General features: G+C 61.3%; 10 protein-coding genes. 2 read left to right on the top strand and 8 right to left on the bottom strand.

Translation table 11 applies throughout. From position 1 onward, the window contains the following. Positions 1 to 112: 112 nt before the first annotated feature. From HLH25_RS14890 to HLH25_RS14875, 4 genes are all read right to left on the bottom strand, one after another. Complete coding sequence (locus HLH25_RS14890; protein WP_182974822.1) at positions 113 to 529, bottom strand: Rid family hydrolase; 417 nt, start codon at positions 527 to 529, stop codon at positions 113 to 115. Between the two features lie 23 nt (positions 530 to 552). Next, positions 553 to 1,740, bottom strand: a complete 1,188-nt coding sequence (locus HLH25_RS14885; protein WP_182974821.1) for a tyramine oxidase subunit B — start codon at positions 1,738 to 1,740, stop codon at positions 553 to 555. Between the two features lie 80 nt (positions 1,741 to 1,820). Further along, a complete protein-coding gene (locus tag HLH25_RS14880) occupies positions 1,821 to 4,232 on the bottom strand; it encodes a TonB-dependent receptor (protein WP_182974820.1) in 2,412 nt (803 codons plus the stop codon). 167 nt (positions 4,233 to 4,399) lie between these two features. Further along, on the bottom strand, positions 4,400 to 5,749 hold the full coding sequence (locus tag HLH25_RS14875; RefSeq protein ID WP_182974819.1) for an APC family permease: 1,350 nt from the start codon (positions 5,747 to 5,749) through the stop codon (positions 4,400 to 4,402). A gap of 130 nt (positions 5,750 to 5,879) precedes the next feature. On the opposite strand from HLH25_RS14875, the gene HLH25_RS14870 reads away from it, so the two are divergent. Beyond that, positions 5,880 to 6,890 carry an AraC family transcriptional regulator gene (locus tag HLH25_RS14870; RefSeq protein WP_182974818.1) on the top strand — a complete coding sequence of 337 codons (1,011 nt, stop codon included), beginning with the start codon at positions 5,880 to 5,882 and terminating at the stop codon, positions 6,888 to 6,890. 367 nt (positions 6,891 to 7,257) lie between these two features. Here the strand turns inward: HLH25_RS14870 and HLH25_RS14865 are convergent, their stop codons facing one another. The 4 genes from HLH25_RS14865 to HLH25_RS14850 all read right to left on the bottom strand — a co-directional run bounded on the left by HLH25_RS14865 (position 7,258) and on the right by HLH25_RS14850 (position 15,209). After that, positions 7,258 to 9,570, bottom strand: a complete 2,313-nt coding sequence (locus tag HLH25_RS14865; RefSeq protein WP_182974881.1) for a TonB-dependent receptor — start codon at positions 9,568 to 9,570, stop codon at positions 7,258 to 7,260. Between the two features lie 297 nt (positions 9,571 to 9,867). Then, positions 9,868 to 11,985 (bottom strand): PQQ-dependent dehydrogenase, methanol/ethanol family, encoded by a 2,118-nt coding sequence (locus HLH25_RS14860; RefSeq protein WP_182974817.1) that lies wholly within the window; start codon positions 11,983 to 11,985, stop codon positions 9,868 to 9,870. 14 nt (positions 11,986 to 11,999) lie between these two features. Next, complete coding sequence (locus tag HLH25_RS14855) at positions 12,000 to 13,430, bottom strand: aldehyde dehydrogenase family protein (RefSeq protein WP_281376860.1); 1,431 nt, start codon at positions 13,428 to 13,430, stop codon at positions 12,000 to 12,002. A 483-nt stretch (positions 13,431 to 13,913) separates the two neighbouring features. Beyond that, positions 13,914 to 15,209 carry an MFS transporter gene (locus tag HLH25_RS14850; RefSeq protein WP_246402514.1) on the bottom strand — a complete coding sequence of 432 codons (1,296 nt, stop codon included), beginning with the start codon at positions 15,207 to 15,209 and terminating at the stop codon, positions 13,914 to 13,916. A 165-nt stretch (positions 15,210 to 15,374) separates the two neighbouring features. On the opposite strand from HLH25_RS14850, the gene HLH25_RS14845 reads away from it, so the two are divergent. Continuing rightward, positions 15,375 to 16,148 carry an MFS transporter gene (locus HLH25_RS14845; protein WP_182974815.1) on the top strand — a complete coding sequence of 258 codons (774 nt, stop codon included), beginning with the start codon at positions 15,375 to 15,377 and terminating at the stop codon, positions 16,146 to 16,148. Positions 16,149 to 16,238: the final 90 nt, after the last annotated feature.

Raw genomic sequence — 16,238 nt, 5'->3', positions numbered from 1 at the left:
GCTGGCGAGCGAGAGCGGCCCGTGTCGGGCCGCGCCCGACATGTGTTTCCGAGCACCGAAGCGCAGGGAACACGCGTTGGATCGCCGCCAGCGCGCATTTTCGGTCTGGCTCTCAGATCACCACGCTCTCGACCGGCATGCGCGATGCGCCGCGAAAGGCGGTGACTTCGAGTTCGACCTTGTAGATCGTGCTCCCCAGGGGCGGGCAGGTCACGGTGGCGGCCGGACGACTGGCCCGGAAGCTTTCGCCCACCACGCCCATGACGATCGGCACATCCTTCGGGTCCTGCACGAAGATGCGGGCGGCCACGATATCCGCCAGATCGGCATCCACGGCCTGAAGAGCACGCGAGATATTGGCGAAGACCTGAATCGTCTGGTCGCGGACATCCTCCGGCATTTCCTGTGTCTGTGGGTCCCGCCCAGCGGTATTGGACACGAAGATCCAGTCACCGACGGCAACGGCGCGCGAATAGCTGCCCATTGCCTCGTATATGGACGCCGTGGCGACCTTGCGTATCGTGGACATGATGTTTCCTTTCGTTGCCGGCATCAGGCCAGGACCGGCCGGTCCCAGAGATTGAGCGTGACGCCGATTCCGTCACGGATCGCGTTGCGGTAGATGACCGTGCCCCACGCCACATCCTCGACCGGCATGCCGCCGACAGACATGATGATGATCTCGTCGTCATTGCGCCGTCCCGGCGCGTCGCGCGCGACGATGCCGCCGATATCCTCCAGCTCTTCCCTGGCCATGCGTCCATCGGCAATCATGTCCATGAACTTGCAGCCGATCATCGGCACCGTGTTATGGAGCGGGTGCGGAATTTCCTCATACCAGGCATCATACAATCCGATATTATCGACGACTTTCCGGACAGTCTTATCTTCCAGACCGGAATCGATATTGCAGAGCGACGGCATGGCCATAAACGCCCCCGGCTTGACCCAGTCACGCCGGACGATGGGATAGGTCCGCGCGTCGCCCGCACTGCCGGACGTGCAATAACTGACGATATCGCTGTCCCTCACCACATCCTCATCCCTCTCAACAACCGTAATCTCGCGGAGCTGCGGATAGGTTTCTCGTGCCCAGGCACAGAACGCCGCGAGACTCGCCTGTCCCCGCCCCTTGATTCTGAGTGTGTCGATCCCCGGTCGGGCCACGATGCAGGCACTGAGTACGGTGCGCGCCATCACCCCCGGACCGAGAATGCCGATGCTCCGCGCATCGGCCCGTGCCAGATGGCGCGCGCCCACCCCGGGGATCGCGCCGGTGCGATAAGCGGACAGCAGGTTACCCGACATCAGGGCCAGCGGCGCGCCGGTATCGGTATCATTAAGCATGAACATCAGGATGGAACGGGGAAGACCCTTCTCCCGATTGGCGATGTTCGATCCGTACCATTTCATGCCCGTTGTTCCGAACCGGCCACCCAGATAAGCCGGCATTGCCATGAAGCGCCGATCCGGCGTCGGCTTCGGCATCGTCGGAAAAGGCGAATGTGCGGGAAAGCTGACCATGGCGCCGTGGGAATCGCTGTTGGGGCCGGCCATACGGTAATCGCCAGCGTGGAGAAGGGCGAACATCTCCTCCATGGTATCGACGCAGCCAGCCATGTCGGCCACGCCCGCGCGCAGCATGTCCTGTTCGGAGAGATAGAGGAAATCGATGCGTGGAAGCCCCTGCCCCACCGTCGTCTCCGACAGGGATACAGAATCCTGGCTCGTCTTCATCATGAATGGATATCTTTCTTTTATACGCGGCACAGAGTCGCACATGTCCGGCGGCTCCGGTCCATGCGGGGCCGCGACGGACATCAGAAACGGGCGGACAGAGTCCCGAAGAACTGCCGGGGCGCACCGACGAACACCGTCGGCAGATCGCCCGCCATCGGAAAGCCTGCAACCCCCATGCCGCCGATATAGGTTGTATTAAACAGGTTATAGATATTAAAAGAGGCTTTCAGATTACGGAGCACGCCGATCGCACCGAAATCGTATGAAACGCCAAGATTGGCCAGCCAGTATGACGGCACATGCGCGTCGTTCATATAAGACAGAGGACGACGGGACAGATAGTTCACGTTGAAATTCAACATGACATTCCGGACCTGATAACTGATACCCGCTTTGTACATATATTTTGGATAGGCAACCTGGTTCTTTCCGTTCAGATTGTAATATTCGCCGCCATACATGGTGCCGCCCTGGTATCGCGCATCGGCATAACTGAACATGTTGTCGATCGACAGGTTACGAATCGGACGGATCGTCAGAGCCGCATCCGCGCCATCGGTCGTCTCCGACCCCACATCGGAATAGGAATTGACAAGCTGGTAAACCGGCCCCGTCGTGACGGTAAGGGCACGATTGTAATAATGAATATGAAAATAATCGACGCTGGCCGAAAGCAGGTCGGATGAATAACGATAGCCCACGACATAGGTCCAGGTGCGCTCGGGACGCAGGCCCTGCCTGCCCTGCTGGAACGCCTGCTGGTTGGAGTCGCCCCACAGGCCCGAGGGATTGCTGCCCCAGATGCTGTAAGGATAGGTTTTCATATTCTCGGCGATATCGACATAGAATTCATGATTCAGGATCGGGTGCCAGCTCAACGAGACGTGCGGCAGGAACGCATTGGACGCGGTGAGCGACCCGGAAGGCAGCGCATCCTGGCCGCTATAGGCGGTATTGTTATAAGACGCGCCGCCGTGCGTCGTCTGCGTCAGCGAACGGAATCCGGCGAGAAGCCGCAGATCGTCCCTGATCTGCCATTCGTCCTGAAGATAGAACTGAAACAGATTGGTGCTGAAGGAACTGGCCCATGCGGTCGCATAAGGCCCGACAAACGGCCCGGTTGCCGAGCGGACCGGCCCTTCGCCCGGATAGGGCTGGGCAAACAGCCGCTCCGGCATGTCCGACGTCTCGTTCTCGAACCAGAATCCCGTCCGGATGGTGTGACGGCCCAGCGTGTAATGAAAGCTCTGGATACCGCCGATACGTCGCGTGTTCATCATGATGACGGACTGGGAGAGGCTGGCCCCGTTCGGTGAGGGAATGGTGGCCGAAGCCTCGGAATCCCCGCTACCCACATGCGCGTACAACAGGGTTGTGGATGACAGCCGCGACGTCAGGTCTTCGTTCAGCTTCAGATAGGACAGATAGTTCCGCTGGATGGTCGCCGCGTCGTAATAGGTCGCGAACGCCTCGTCCGCGCCGTTGCCCAGTGCCTGCACCGCGGGCGTGTAAATGCCGTTCGCGGCATCATAGGCTTCCTGATAGTTCGGGGTCAGATAGCTCCAGTCCTTCCCCAGCCGGTTCACCATGTTCATGCTCATGTTCAGGTAGTTGTTCTGGTTGTAGTTGGACCAGCCGAAAAACCCCGTGAGCGTCCCATGCGGACCGAGCGGCTGGACGAGCTTCATATTGGCCTGCTGCTCGGTCTGATGCCCGTAACCCTTCCACAGCTTGTTGTCGGTCCGGGCGTAGGCGACGTAGAATCTGGTCCCCGTCGGGTTGAGCACACCGCTGTCAAAGCGGCCGAAGGTCCGGAAATTGGCGTTGCTGCCAAAGGTCTGGGAAATCCGTCCCCCCATCCTGTTCTCCGGATCGGCGGTCGTGAACTGGATCGCGCCCCCCAGATTCTCCGCACCCGGCACGTCGAGCGCGCCCGCGCCCTGCGAGGCGCTGACCGTCGCGATATTGTCCTGGATCACTGCCTGATTGATATCGAGACCGTTGCCGGAAAAGAAATACTGGTCGCCCAGCGGTACGCCATCCATCGCAAAGGCAAGCTGGTTCTGGCTGAACCCCCGCATGTAGGTGGTATTGGCCAAGCTATCCACACCATAAGGGTCGTCCGATGCGAAAGAGACGCCCGGCGTGGTCATGGCAAGCGCCTGAAGCGGGCTGGAGCCGGGCACGAAGCGATCCAGCGTCGTGCGGGTCACAACCTGTTCCGCCGGACTGTGCGCAAGCCGGCGGGTACTGACGGTCAGGGTTTCCGCCGTCCTGGCAGGGGTCCGGAGCGGGGTCCGTGTCCGTGACGGCGCACGCCGCCCGGCACCAGCACCAGCACCAGCACCGGCACCAGCACCGGCACCGGCACCAGCACCGGCACCGGCACCGGCACCGGCCGGATGCGATGCCTTGACGGCATGCCGCGACACCGGCTCGGCGCGCGCGCCGGACAAGGCCAGCACGCTGACGCCAAACAGGAACAGCGCCATCGTGGCTCTCTCCCGACGAACGAACGGTCGGGCATGCCGGATGCCGGCCGCGGACGAGGCGACAGGCCCCCGGTTGCAAGGCTGCTGCAAAGGCAACATGATGGGCGTCCTTTCTCTTCGTTTTCCAGTAGTCAGAACGATTGATGAATATGCGCGGCGAAGCGCGGTCAGACGGTCATGCGACGGGGCGCGATCAGGAAGGTCAGAATGCCGGTCAGGCCGATGCCGGCCAGCGGCCAGCACGAAAGAATCAGCGAGTTCCGGCAAAGGATCTGGGGATTCACGACGATGAAGACGAACTCGACCAGAAGCCCGGCGAGAACGAGCGCGACCCACGGCATCATGGAACGAGGAAGCATCGTCCGGCCTCCCGTACCAAGGCCGGCGACGAAAGACAGACAGACGGCTATCTGGGTAACAACGATGCCGAATATCGCGATTTCAGAACAGACAGGAAAAACGACACGGTACGGGTCAAGGCCGAAAACAAGGCAGAGCATCACCCCCGCGATCAACGACGCGGTCTGGACATGATAAGTCGCACCGCGCCTGGCCGATGAGGCCCTGTCACGCAACAAAAGAAACAACGACAGATATTCATCGATATTGCGGCCGAGCGAGAGAATGCAGGCGAACAGGCTGACGATCAGCAGGATGCGAATGCCCGCATTGCACCATTGTCCCATGAGCAGGCGGATCGCGTCGAAATAGAGCCCTTCCTGCTTCTGCACCGCCTGGGCAGCGATATCCGAGGGAAAATAATAGGCCTCGATACAGTATGCGGACACGACATACAGGAGCGTGATGACCAGGACCGAGAGATAGGTTGCCCGTCGCTCGTTACGTGCCGCCTGTGGCGTGTTGTCCTTGAACATCGACGTGGCTTCAAGCCCGACGAAGGAACCCACGATAAAGGCCAGCGTGGCACCGGTCCTGTCATGCATCAATGCGGCACCGGAAAAGCTCCTGTGCAGGCTGCCGGGAATATTCGCGTGAAAGACCAGGAAGAGATTGACGATGAAAAGCACCGACAGTTCGACGCCGATGATGAGGCCCAGAATCAGCGCCGATGTCCTGACGGGCCGCCGACAGAGCGGATTGGCGAGCAACAGTGCCGCTATGCTCCACACCCAGGGCGAGAGCGAGGCACCGGCGGGACCGAGCACGTCACGAATGAAGACGCCGAACAGCGCCGCCACGCCCAGCTGGATGAACAGGTAGGACACCAGCGAAACGGCCCCCATGGCGAACGAGACGCGCCTGCCCAGCCCGTGTGCGATATAGGTATGATAGGCGCCGGATGCCGGCATGCTGCGTGCGGCCGAGAGAAGCAGCTTGTAAAAGGCGAGATACAGCAGGCCCGTCAACAGGAACATCTCCGGCACCACCGATGTCATGCCGGAAGCAAAGGCGGCCGGAACAGCCCCGAACACGGTTGTGAGCGGAGCCGCCGCGGAGATCACGAAGAGGCTGATCGTCATCGCGCCGGGCGGGCCGTTCAGAGGCTTGCCACTCATCTGATGTTCCTCCTCCGAAGCACACGTTATCGTGTCGCAACGTTACGGTGCCGGAGAGGTCGAACCGTATTGCATAGTGCGCCAAAAAGATAACATTATGCGCCATCGTTCATCATGATGGCCAAAAGCGATGCGGGAACACAAACCGACCCTGCCGAGCTATCCCTTCCTGCGTGCGTCGGCGCTGCGGCCGGTGCTCCAGCATCTGGTGTCCCGAGGATTCGATGCGAAGGATTCTTTTAAAAAATACGGAATCAATATGGATGATGCCAGAAATCCATATAGTTTCGTTTCGCTGAACGCCTATGTCCGCCTGTTCGAATTCGCCGCATCGCGTCTGAACAATCCGATGCTGGGGGCGGATATCGGCAACGGGTTCAGACCGTCCGACCTGGGGCCGAGAGGCGTGCTGTTCTCGCTTTCCGGCACGCTCGGGCGCGCCCTTCAGAGAATCGCGGCCGAAGGCGACACCTTTCAGAGTCACAGTTCATTCTATTTCGACTTCGATTCCGAAATATCGACGGTGCATTATTCCATCAGGGATCGAAGAATATGGCCGCGCCGTCAGGACGCCGAATATTCCCTGGCCAGCCTCTGCCAGATGATCCGCATGTATTTCCACGCCGACTGGCGACCGGTCGAAATCCGGTTCGAGCATGACGATACCGGTCAGGCGCGAAAGCTGGAACGACTGTTCCGCAGTCCCGTCGTCTTCGGCGCCCCCGGCAATGCCATCATTTTCGAAAGCAACCGGCTGGACGAAAGCGTGCGCGAGGAAGATCGCGGCCTGATCAACATACTCGAACGGCACATAGACGATATTTCCGGACACGATCATCAGGACGAGATCATGACGAGTGTCCACGCCGTGATCGAAAATCATATAGGGCGGGAAAAGATAACGGTATCGTTTATCGCGGGTGCCCTCGGTCTCTCGTCAAGAACATTGCAGAGACGCCTTCAGGAGAAGGGTGTAACGCTGCGGCATTGCCTTGATGAGTTCAGGCGGGAAAATGCCGCCGCCCGCATGGAAAACGGAGAGGGCCATCTTTCCAAGATCGGATTTTCTCTCGGTTATTCGGAGGCCACCGCGTTCTGGCGCGCCCGCCGCCGATGGGAAAAGTCCCGGCAGGACGACTGAACGTCCATCGAGAACAGATCCCCTGCCTGAATACGCAGGGTCGAACAGATGAGAATGTCCGCATAACCGGTAAGCCAGCGCCTTGCCGTCGAGACGGCATTGGGTGGAAAGGCTCCGGACATGCGCGCTGGCGAGCGGGGGCGGCCCCGCATAAGCCGCACCCGTTCCATGTTCCGAAGCCTCGGAGCGGCGCGGCCTTAACGGCCCGGTCGCCCCCACGGCTCTCTGAAGGGGCAGGATGGCGCAGCGCAGGATGCGCCTCCCTGCCCGGCGGATACCGCGACGGCCGACAGCGAACGGGTCGAAGACCGGAACGCGACGAAAGACATCCACCCACGAACCATCAGTCAGACCATCAGTCGAACTGTCAGAACGACACGCCGCCCTGAATATACCATTGCCGGCCGCGATCGAAGGATTTCTGGAAGTTCCCGAAACTGCCGGAGTAGCTGCCCCAGGCCATGAACTTCTCGTTCGTGGCGTTATCCAGCCCCACCATGAAATTATAACGCTCGCTCTTGCTCTGCCATCGCGCGCTCAGATTGACCGTGATGAACTTCTTCTGGATCAGCGTATCATACATGATCGCATTCAGGTTGGCATTATAGCGCGAACGATACGTCGCATCCGCGCGCGGCGTCAGCGTGCCATACGTGCCGAAATCGAACCGCTTGGACAGACCCAGGTTTCCAGTCCATTTCGATACAAGAACGAACATGGTATCCAGATTGAGTCCCTGAACGCTCGATGTCAGCTTCGTATAATGGGCATCGGTCATGCCGACCGAACCCATGACCGACCATCCATCGCCAAGCGCGTATTGCGATTCCAGTTCAAAGCCCGAGATCTGCGCCTTGCCGGCATTGGTGTAGTATGGTCCGATATTGGTGGCATCGGCCACCAGCAACTGCACGTCGTCGTAGAACGTGAAGAATCCGGCCGCACTGACGCGCAATCTGTGTCCCAGCCCATAGAATTTCAGGCCGCCTTCGAAGGAATTCACACTTTCCGGGCGGAACGACGGCGCGGCCGGGGCGATATTGGCCAGGCGCTGGGTAAAGCCCCCGCCCTTGAATCCCTGCGAGAACGTCGAATACGCCATCAGTTCCGGTGTGATCTGGTAGGACAGATTCACCATCGGCGTCCAGCGCGCGTTGTTGTTGTGATAACGCTGATACGGGACCAGACGTGTGCCATACGGTTCGTAGAAAATCGGCGGCCCGATGGTATTCTTGTAATATTGGTTGGGCAGAAAACTTTTATTGTCTTCGGTGTAGCGCACGCCGGCGGTAATATTGAACTTCTTCGTCACGGAATAGGTCGCCTGCGCGTAGGCCGCGTAGCTCCTGTCCGTAAACGAGCCGCCGCTGAGAAGGCTCATGATATAGAACTGCGTCGGATTGATATCGTATCCGGACTGATCGAAATAATACACACCGGCCGAGTAATGCAGATGATTGTTGAACGCCCGCCCGTTCGCCTGCACTTCTTCGGAAAACTGCTTTTCCTGATAATTGTCATAGACGTAATTGATGCCGATCGGCGATCCATCGCGATCCTGGGCAAACTTGCCCATGCTCTTCCGATAGGAAGTGATCGATTTCAGCTCCAGATAACGCGAGAGTTCATAGTCGATCGTCGCGGAGGTCGACCAGCCGACGAGGTTCGAGAAATCGGGGTCGGACCCGTAATTGGTGTTCTTGCTGAAATAGCGGGAATTATAGCAGTTCGGTCCCGTGCAGTTCGTCAGGCTGCCGCCGGCAAGAGTGTTGGCAAGGGAAATCATCCCATTGGTCGAATCCGGATTGACACCGGTGGTCACGAAGGGGGCGCCATTGCTGCGATCCCGGTTCCAGTCGCCGCGCAGGGTGATGTTCAGCTTTTCGACGGGGTTCCATCGCACTGCGCCCTTGAAGACGCGGCTGTCCTGGCTGCCCATTTCACGCTGGTTCTTCTGATACGGCGCATGCACGTATCCGTCCTGCATGAAACTGCCGACAGAAAAATTCGCAAACAGATGTTCCGCCAGCGGCACATTGAAGAATGCGCGGGCATTGATCCGGTTGGCCGTTCCGTATTTCACGTCCGCCCTGGCCGCCAGCACGCTGTCCGGTGCCAGCGATGTCACGGAAACGGCGCCGCCGATCGTATTTCGCCCGAACAGCGTCCCCTGCGGACCGCGCAGCACCGAAACACTGCCGATATCCACCATATTCAGCACCGAGCCGACAGGGCTGCCGACATAAACGCCATCGACATACATGGCAACGCCCGGATCGACGCCGAACGAGAAATCCGTCTGGCCGATACCGCGGATAAAGACGGCGGCGGCGTTCGCAACACCGGAATTCGAGGCGACATTGCCGAATGTGATGTTCGGCGAAAGATCCTGTATCTTCGCGATCGAGGTAATCCCCCGCTCGGTAAACTGTGTTCCTGTAACGGTCGTCATGGAAATCGGGGTCCGCTCGATACGCTCGTTGCGCCGCCGGGCCGTGACCATCACATCTTCCAGATGTGCCGCCTGATAGTGTGGGGCCGGCTTGCCGGCCGGAGGACTCGCCGACGCCGCTTTCTTCGCGGTGCTCGCGCCGGCATTCTTCGTCCGAGCGGTCTCGGCAGCAGCCGCGTTCAGTATCAGCGCCATGGTCAGGGCGGAGCAACCGGTAAAGCGAAGCATGGTTCCCACGCCGCGCTTCTTACGGAATATCTGCCAGTCCGCAGGGGCATTGCATATGCCTGATCGCATATCCTCATTTCTCCCTTCATCCACATGTATATCAAAACGATATCGTAATATATCGGAACACAGGCAGGCCACCTGGGCGCACTCCCTGAGTGAGTGCGCCCATCCCCTGTTACACGACCTCAGCAGGCTCCGATGAGGTTATTATGTGAATGTTCAAGCGATATGTCTATCATTATTGTTTCGTGTCAGGATTGATTTTGCGAATTTTCCAATCCCGACCGTCCCCGGTCACCTGGACCTTTTCAAAAGGAAGTTCCTGATATCCTCGATATCGTTCGGGCTGAGAGCCTTGTCGAACCCCACCATGCCGTAATTGGCCAGCGCGCCCCGTCCGACGACGCTGTAGAATCCGTCGCGCGTTTCAAGCGCGCCGGACCAGCGCAGGTCGGGCAGCACACCGGCCGCAATCGCGTTGTCGCCATGGCAGGCCATGCAATAATCCTGATAATGCGCATAGCCGCGCTGTGCCCGCGCAGCATCGAAGGGCAGCGTATTGCGGACCGGGACCTGCCCCTGGCGGGTTTCCACCGGCAGATGGTCCTTACCATCCAGGGCAAACACCAGCAGCCGCGCGTGATTGACGCTGTGATTGCGGATTCGCGCCAACGCGCCGCCCATCAATGGAAAGACCCCGCCCCAGCCGGCCATGACCGCGACATATTGCCGTCCTTTGACCTCATAACTGATCGGCGGCGCAACGATACCGGTATGCGCGTCGAACGTGTAGAGCGTTTTCCCGTTCCGTGCGTCATATGCCTCGAAGCGGCCGGTCGCCGTGCCCTGGAACACGATGTCCCCCGCCGTTGCCAGGACGCCCCCATTCCAGGGCGCGTCGTGCGGAACGCGGAATGCCGCCTTGCCCGCAACCGGGTCCCATGCCAGGAGCCACCCCTGAACCGTCTTCGAGACCTCGGCCACGACCTGCGGATCGTCCGGCAGGCCGGTCATGTCGATTCCAAGATTCACGCCCATGCCGTGCAGCCTGAAATTTTCGCGCGCCTTGAACGGTTCGGGCAATTGCTGGGCTGGAATATAGACATACCCCGTTTTCGGGCTGTACGACATGGGTGCCCAATTATGCCCCCCCAGCGAACCGGGAATGCCCATCCATGTCTTTCCGGTCAGCGACCACATGGCATCGGGCACGATATCCGGCCGGCCGGTGACCGGGTCGATGCTTCTGGCCCAGTTCTGGAACGTATAGGGAATGGCGGAGATGAAGGCACCGGTGCGGGCATCAAGCGTATAGAAAAAGCCGTTCTTCGGGGCCTGCACGATGACGTGCCTCATCTCCCCCTTCAGCGGCAGATCCAGGATCATCATCGGCTGGCTGGCCGTGAAATCCCATTGATCCTTCGGCGTTTCCTGGAAGTGCCAGACATATTCGCCCGTTTCCGGCCGGATCGCCACGATGCTGGCCAGAAACAGATTGTCGCCGGTTCCGTTGGAGCGGAATTTGTAGCTCCAGGGCGCACCGTTGCCGACGCCGAGATAGACCAGGTCGGTCACCGGATCGTAGACGATGGAATCCCAGACCGTTCCACCGCCCCCGGAATGGACCCACCCGCCATCCGGGCTCCATGTCGGGTACGCCGCCTTAGCCAGAATCGCGTCCGAGACGGCGTGATCGGGCTTGTTGCCGGGCGCGGGGACCGTGAAAAACCGCCATTTCAGCTTGCCGGTCTCGGCATCGAAGCCCGAGACGAAGCCTCGGGCACCGAATTCCGCCCCGCCATTGCCGATCATGACCACGCCCTTCGCAATACGCGGCGCACCATCGACCGTGTAGGAGCGGATATCCCCCAGGGCGGCATCGACGGGGATGGTATCGACGCTCCAGACCAAGTGTCCGGTCCGGGCATCCAGAGCGATCAGCCGCCCGTCGAACGTTCCGAAATAGATCCGGCCCTTCCAGTAGGCCGCGCCGCGATTGACGGTATCGCAGCACCCCCTGCTGGCGACCGTCCCCGGCACACCCGGATCGTAGTGCCACAGGACCGCGCCCGTCGCGGCGTCCAGCGCCTCGACGCGGCTCCAGTTGGTGGTGACGTACATGATGCCGTCAATGACGAGCGGCGTCGCCTCCTCGCCGCGCATCGAGGGCAGGTCCTGATGCCACGCCAGGCCCAGGCGGCCGACGGTTGCGGTATTGACCGCATCCAGCGGGCTGTATCGCTGCTCGGACGCCGTACGGCCATACTGGGGCCAGTCGCCACGCGGCACGGGGTCCGCGAGGGGCGTGGACGCCGCGGGCGCGGGGGCGAGGTCGGCGGCCGCCAGGCGCAGCGGTGCCGCCGCGACCAGACATGCCGCGCCAAATGTCCGAAAAAAAGCCGCGCTGCGCATGGTACCCAATCCCCTCAATGACGGATGCAGATGGTCTTGGTCTCGGTGAAGGCATCCAGCCAGCCGGTACCGAAATCCCGGCCCATTCCGGATTCCTTCACACCGCCGAAGGGCATGTTCGGATCGATCATGACATGGCTGTTGACCCAGACCGTTCCGGCCTGCATCAGTGGCGGCATATCCATCGCGGCGGCCAGGCTGGTCGTCCAGACGCTGGCGGCCAGCCCGAACGGCGTGTCGTTCGCGCGCGCCAGGGCCTCGGCCGCGTCCGCGACCCGTGTCAGCGTCATGACCGGCCCGAAGACTTCTTCCCTGACCAGCGGAATCGCGTCGTCGGGATTCAGCACCAGCGCCGGGCGCACATAGAAACCGGACGTATCGGGAACCTCCTGTCCAAAAACAACCTCCGCCCCCCGCTCGACCGCGCCATCGACAAAAGCCCGCACCTTCTTCTGCTGCATCGCGGAGACCAGCGGATTGATCTGCGCGGCCTCGTCCATGCCGGGTCCGATGCGCATGCCGGCGATGACGTCCCGCAACCCCTCGGCCACACGGTCGAACAGCGGCGCTTCGATATAGACGCGCGAGCAGGCCGCACAGACCTGTCCCTGGTTCAGAAACCCCGCGAGCGTCAGGCCGGCGACCACACGCGCCGGGTCCGCGTCCGCCAGCACGATGGCCGGATTTTTTCCGCCAAGTTCCAGCGACGCACGCACGAGCCTGTCCGCGCAGACGCGGGCGATCCGCTTACCGACCGGTGTCGACCCGGTAAAGCTGACTTTCGCCACATCCGGATGCCGCACAAGCGCATCGCCCGCGACGGCACCAAGGCCGGTCACGACGTTGAACACGCCATCGGGCACGCCGGCTTCGCTGGCCAGTTCGGCAAGTTTCAGCAAGGTCAGCGGCGTGACCTCGGACGGCTTGGCGACGACCGAGCAACCCGCCGCCAGGGCCGGCAGCACCTTCCACACACCGATCGCCAGGGGAAAGTTCCACGGCACGATACCGGCGACCACGCCGATCGGCTCCTTGCTCGTATAGGTGGTATAGCGCGCGTCCGGCGGCAGCGGGATGGAGACATCGAGGCTCTGTCCGGTGATTTTCGTACTCAGCCCGGCCACATAGCGTATCCAGCTCTGCGCGCCCCCCGCCTCGACGATCCGCGAGAGAACAATCGATTTTCCCTGCTCCAGCGTTTCAAGCTGGGCAAGGATTTCGGCGTCCCGCTCCACCAGATCGGCAAGACGGAGCAGGATCCGCTCGCGCTCGCCCGGCCGCATCAGCCGCCACACGCCCGAATCGAAAGCGCGCTTCGCTGACGCGACAGCCCGGTCTACGTCCTTTGCTGTCGCATCGGCGATGGAGGCGATCGGTTCGCCCGTCGCGGGGTCGAAAACGGATATCCGCTCCTGTCCCGACGACGAAACCCATTCTCCATCCAAGAAGAGTCCATGTTCGCGGGAAAGGAAATCCCGAACCTGCGGGAGACACTGCACCGTCGTCATATGGAGTATTCCATGTTGCATGGGGCGGCCGAAACCATGCCCTGTTGCGTAAGATGTGTCGGGAAGGACGCATGCCCGCCGGAGACGCGCGCGGAGCGAATCCCGGTCAGCAGCGGCGCGTCAGGCATCGCCCCGTTTCTCCCGACACAGGGGCCGGACAGGATTCGTGATCCCGATTCTCAAACGGCATCCCGACTGACGCCGACAAAGCTGACGGCCGATTGCATCGAAACACACGATTCTCACCACCTGCGGATTGCAAAGCTGCTGCGACGGACGAAGCCTGTCAGTTGATGCTATGAGGCAATAGTGGATAATTCAAGTTAATTGTGACGGTTTCGCATCGGATTCGCAGCCCGCCATAATGGTGAATTACGGGACAAGAGTCGGGTTCACGAAGGTCATCGGTCCCTCGTCGTTCTACGGCGCGTGCGACAGGGCGCGATGGCGCTTCAGATAGAACGGCGCCGTCCCCGCGATCATGAGTGCGCCGGCCATGCTGGCGGTCACCGCCACGATCGGCAGGGCGTATCGGATACCGTCCGCGGCGGTGAACACCCGGTCGTCCAGCATGCCGATCAGCATCGAACCTGCCGACAATCCGATCAGGGCATTGCATAGCAACATGATCGCCGAAATCTGCGCCCGCATCGCACGCGGCGATACCGTCTGAATGACGAAGGCCGACGGCGCCATGGGAAAGGAGGCGAAGAAGAACGCAAGCGCAAAGAATACCAGGCCCGCATTTCCCTTGCCGCACAGGGCGCTCGCCAGAAACATCAGCGCCGCGCCCGCCATGCCTCCCGCTCCGACGATCATCGGCCCCTGGACGATCCCGCGCGTCGTCAGGGCATCGATCAGTCGCCCGCTGGTATAGATCCCACCACACCCGCAGACGATCGCGATCGCTCCCATGACGCCCCCGACGGTGCCGTGCGGCATGGCCATGACGCGCATCAGATAGGCCGGCGACCAGGCCATGAGCGAGAACAGCATGATCGCACTGCATGAGTATCCGAGGAAATGCAGAGGAAACAGCCATTTCTGTCCAACAATGAATTCGTATGTTTTCATCAACCCCGCTCGCGCCTCGATCGCGCCGCGCGTTGAGGGTTCATGGACGAACAATGCGATGACCGCCGCCAGCAGCAGGCCCGGCAGGCCGACAATCACGAAGCAGAACTTCCACGGCACCAGGCCGCCGGGCACGGCCCCGGCATGCAGCACGTCCATCAGCAGCCCGCCGGACAGATAGGCCAGTCCGGCCCCCAGGAACGAACCGGCGGAAAACAGGGCGATGATCCGCCCCAGCCGTGCCGGCGGCACGATATCGGCCAGAAAGGAATAGACGGCCGGCACCAGCGCGGCCTCGCCGATCCCCACGCCCATCCGGCAGAAGAACAGCCCCCAGAACCCATCGGACAATCCGCAGCCGATCGTGGACAGGCTCCACAAGGCCAGGCCGCCGACGATGATCGGCGGCCGTGGAAACCGGTCGGCCAGCATCGAGATCGGCAGTCCGAGTACCGAATACAGGACCGCGAACGCAAAGCCGTTCAAAACGGCGAACTGGAAATCGTTCAGATGCAGATCGGCCTTTACCGGCCCGATCAGCAGGGACAGGATCTGCCGGTCGACGAATGACAGTACATAGGCACAACCGAACAGGAAGGTCGTCGGCAGCGGACGCGGCCCGCGCATGGCGAATGGGAGCATTCTCTACTTTTCCAGGCTGTCATGGCGGACGAACGATCAGGAACGGTGCCCCTGCATCGATCAGGCTATAGTATAAATCAGTTGAAAATGCCACCATTTCGATATAGGTTTTATAACGATAAAGAATCTTTAATCAGGGACCGCCCCTCCCGGAAACCGGCATTCATGACCCAGCCATCCACGCAGGAAGAATGTACCCCCTCCCATGCCCGCCCGACCGGGCATGTCACGACGATCCGCCTCCGCACCGTCGCCGCGGCCACGATCGGCAATATCGTCGAATGGTATGATTTCGCGCTCTACACGGCCGCCACACCGCTGGTCTTCCAGCGCCTGTTCTTCGCCCGGCACGATGACGGGTTGCTGGCACAGATCGAGCCCATGCTGGTCTTCGGTGCGGGCTTTCTGGTCCGCCCCGCCGGCGGCATCCTGTTCGGGCTGCTGGGCGACAGGCTGAGCCACGCGCGCGCCCTGCGCTACACCCTTACGATCATCGGCATCGCCACCGCAGCCATCGGCCTGCTACCGGGCCAGGCGACGATCGGGGTGCTGGCGCCGCTTCTGCTGCTGGTGCTGCGACTGGCCCAGGGTTTCGCCGCCGGCGGCGAATGGGCGGGCGCCGTGCTCCTGCTCGGCGCCGACAATCCCGCCGCCCGCCATCGCGGGATCGCGTTCGCCCTGACCCAGTCCGGCGTCGCCGCCGGCATGGTCCTGGGGGGCGCGGCTCTCTGGGCTGCCCGCCAACTGCCCGAAGCCGCTTTCCTGTCATGGGGCTGGCGCATCCCCTTTCTGGCGGCGTTTCCCTTCCTCCTGCTGGGCCTCTGGCTTCGCGCCACGCCCCACCGGGATACCCCCATCGTCCGCTCCGCGCGTCCGCACGCTGCGTCACAAGGGATGGGGCTGCAAGGGATGGGGCTCCCCCCAATACTGTTCACTTAGAGTGATAATCTGCTAGGTTCTCTCCGATGGGAGGGAAGCGGCATGGCGCGAATAGCAGCGGCGTTCGATGGAGACGCGGGAATTGGTGAT

Source organism: Gluconacetobacter dulcium (assembly GCF_014174165.1).
Lineage (GTDB): Bacteria > Pseudomonadota > Alphaproteobacteria > Acetobacterales > Acetobacteraceae > Gluconacetobacter > Gluconacetobacter dulcium.
Note: the sequence above shows the minus strand (reverse complement) of the source record. Positions and strands in the feature narration are given on the sequence as shown.

Bases quoted from the DNA above. Each gene is read 5' to 3' on its own strand.
- HLH25_RS14890 (WP_182974822.1), bottom strand. From the start codon at position 529: ATGTCCACGATACGCAAGGTCGCCACGGCGTCCATATACGAGGCAATG.
- HLH25_RS14885 (WP_182974821.1), bottom strand. From the start codon at position 1,740: ATGATGAAGACGAGCCAGGATTCTGTATCCCTGTCGGAGACGACGGTG.
- HLH25_RS14880 (WP_182974820.1), bottom strand. From the start codon at position 4,232: ATGGCGCTGTTCCTGTTTGGCGTCAGCGTGCTGGCCTTGTCCGGCGCG.
- HLH25_RS14875 (WP_182974819.1), bottom strand. From the start codon at position 5,749: ATGAGTGGCAAGCCTCTGAACGGCCCGCCCGGCGCGATGACGATCAGC.
- HLH25_RS14870 (WP_182974818.1), top strand. From the start codon at position 5,880: ATGCGGGAACACAAACCGACCCTGCCGAGCTATCCCTTCCTGCGTGCG.
- HLH25_RS14865 (WP_182974881.1), bottom strand. From the start codon at position 9,570: ATGCTTCGCTTTACCGGTTGCTCCGCCCTGACCATGGCGCTGATACTG.
- HLH25_RS14860 (WP_182974817.1), bottom strand. From the start codon at position 11,985: ATGCGCAGCGCGGCTTTTTTTCGGACATTTGGCGCGGCATGTCTGGTC.
- HLH25_RS14850 (WP_246402514.1), bottom strand. From the start codon at position 15,209: ATGCTCCCATTCGCCATGCGCGGGCCGCGTCCGCTGCCGACGACCTTC.
- HLH25_RS14845 (WP_182974815.1), top strand. From the start codon at position 15,375: ATGACCCAGCCATCCACGCAGGAAGAATGTACCCCCTCCCATGCCCGC.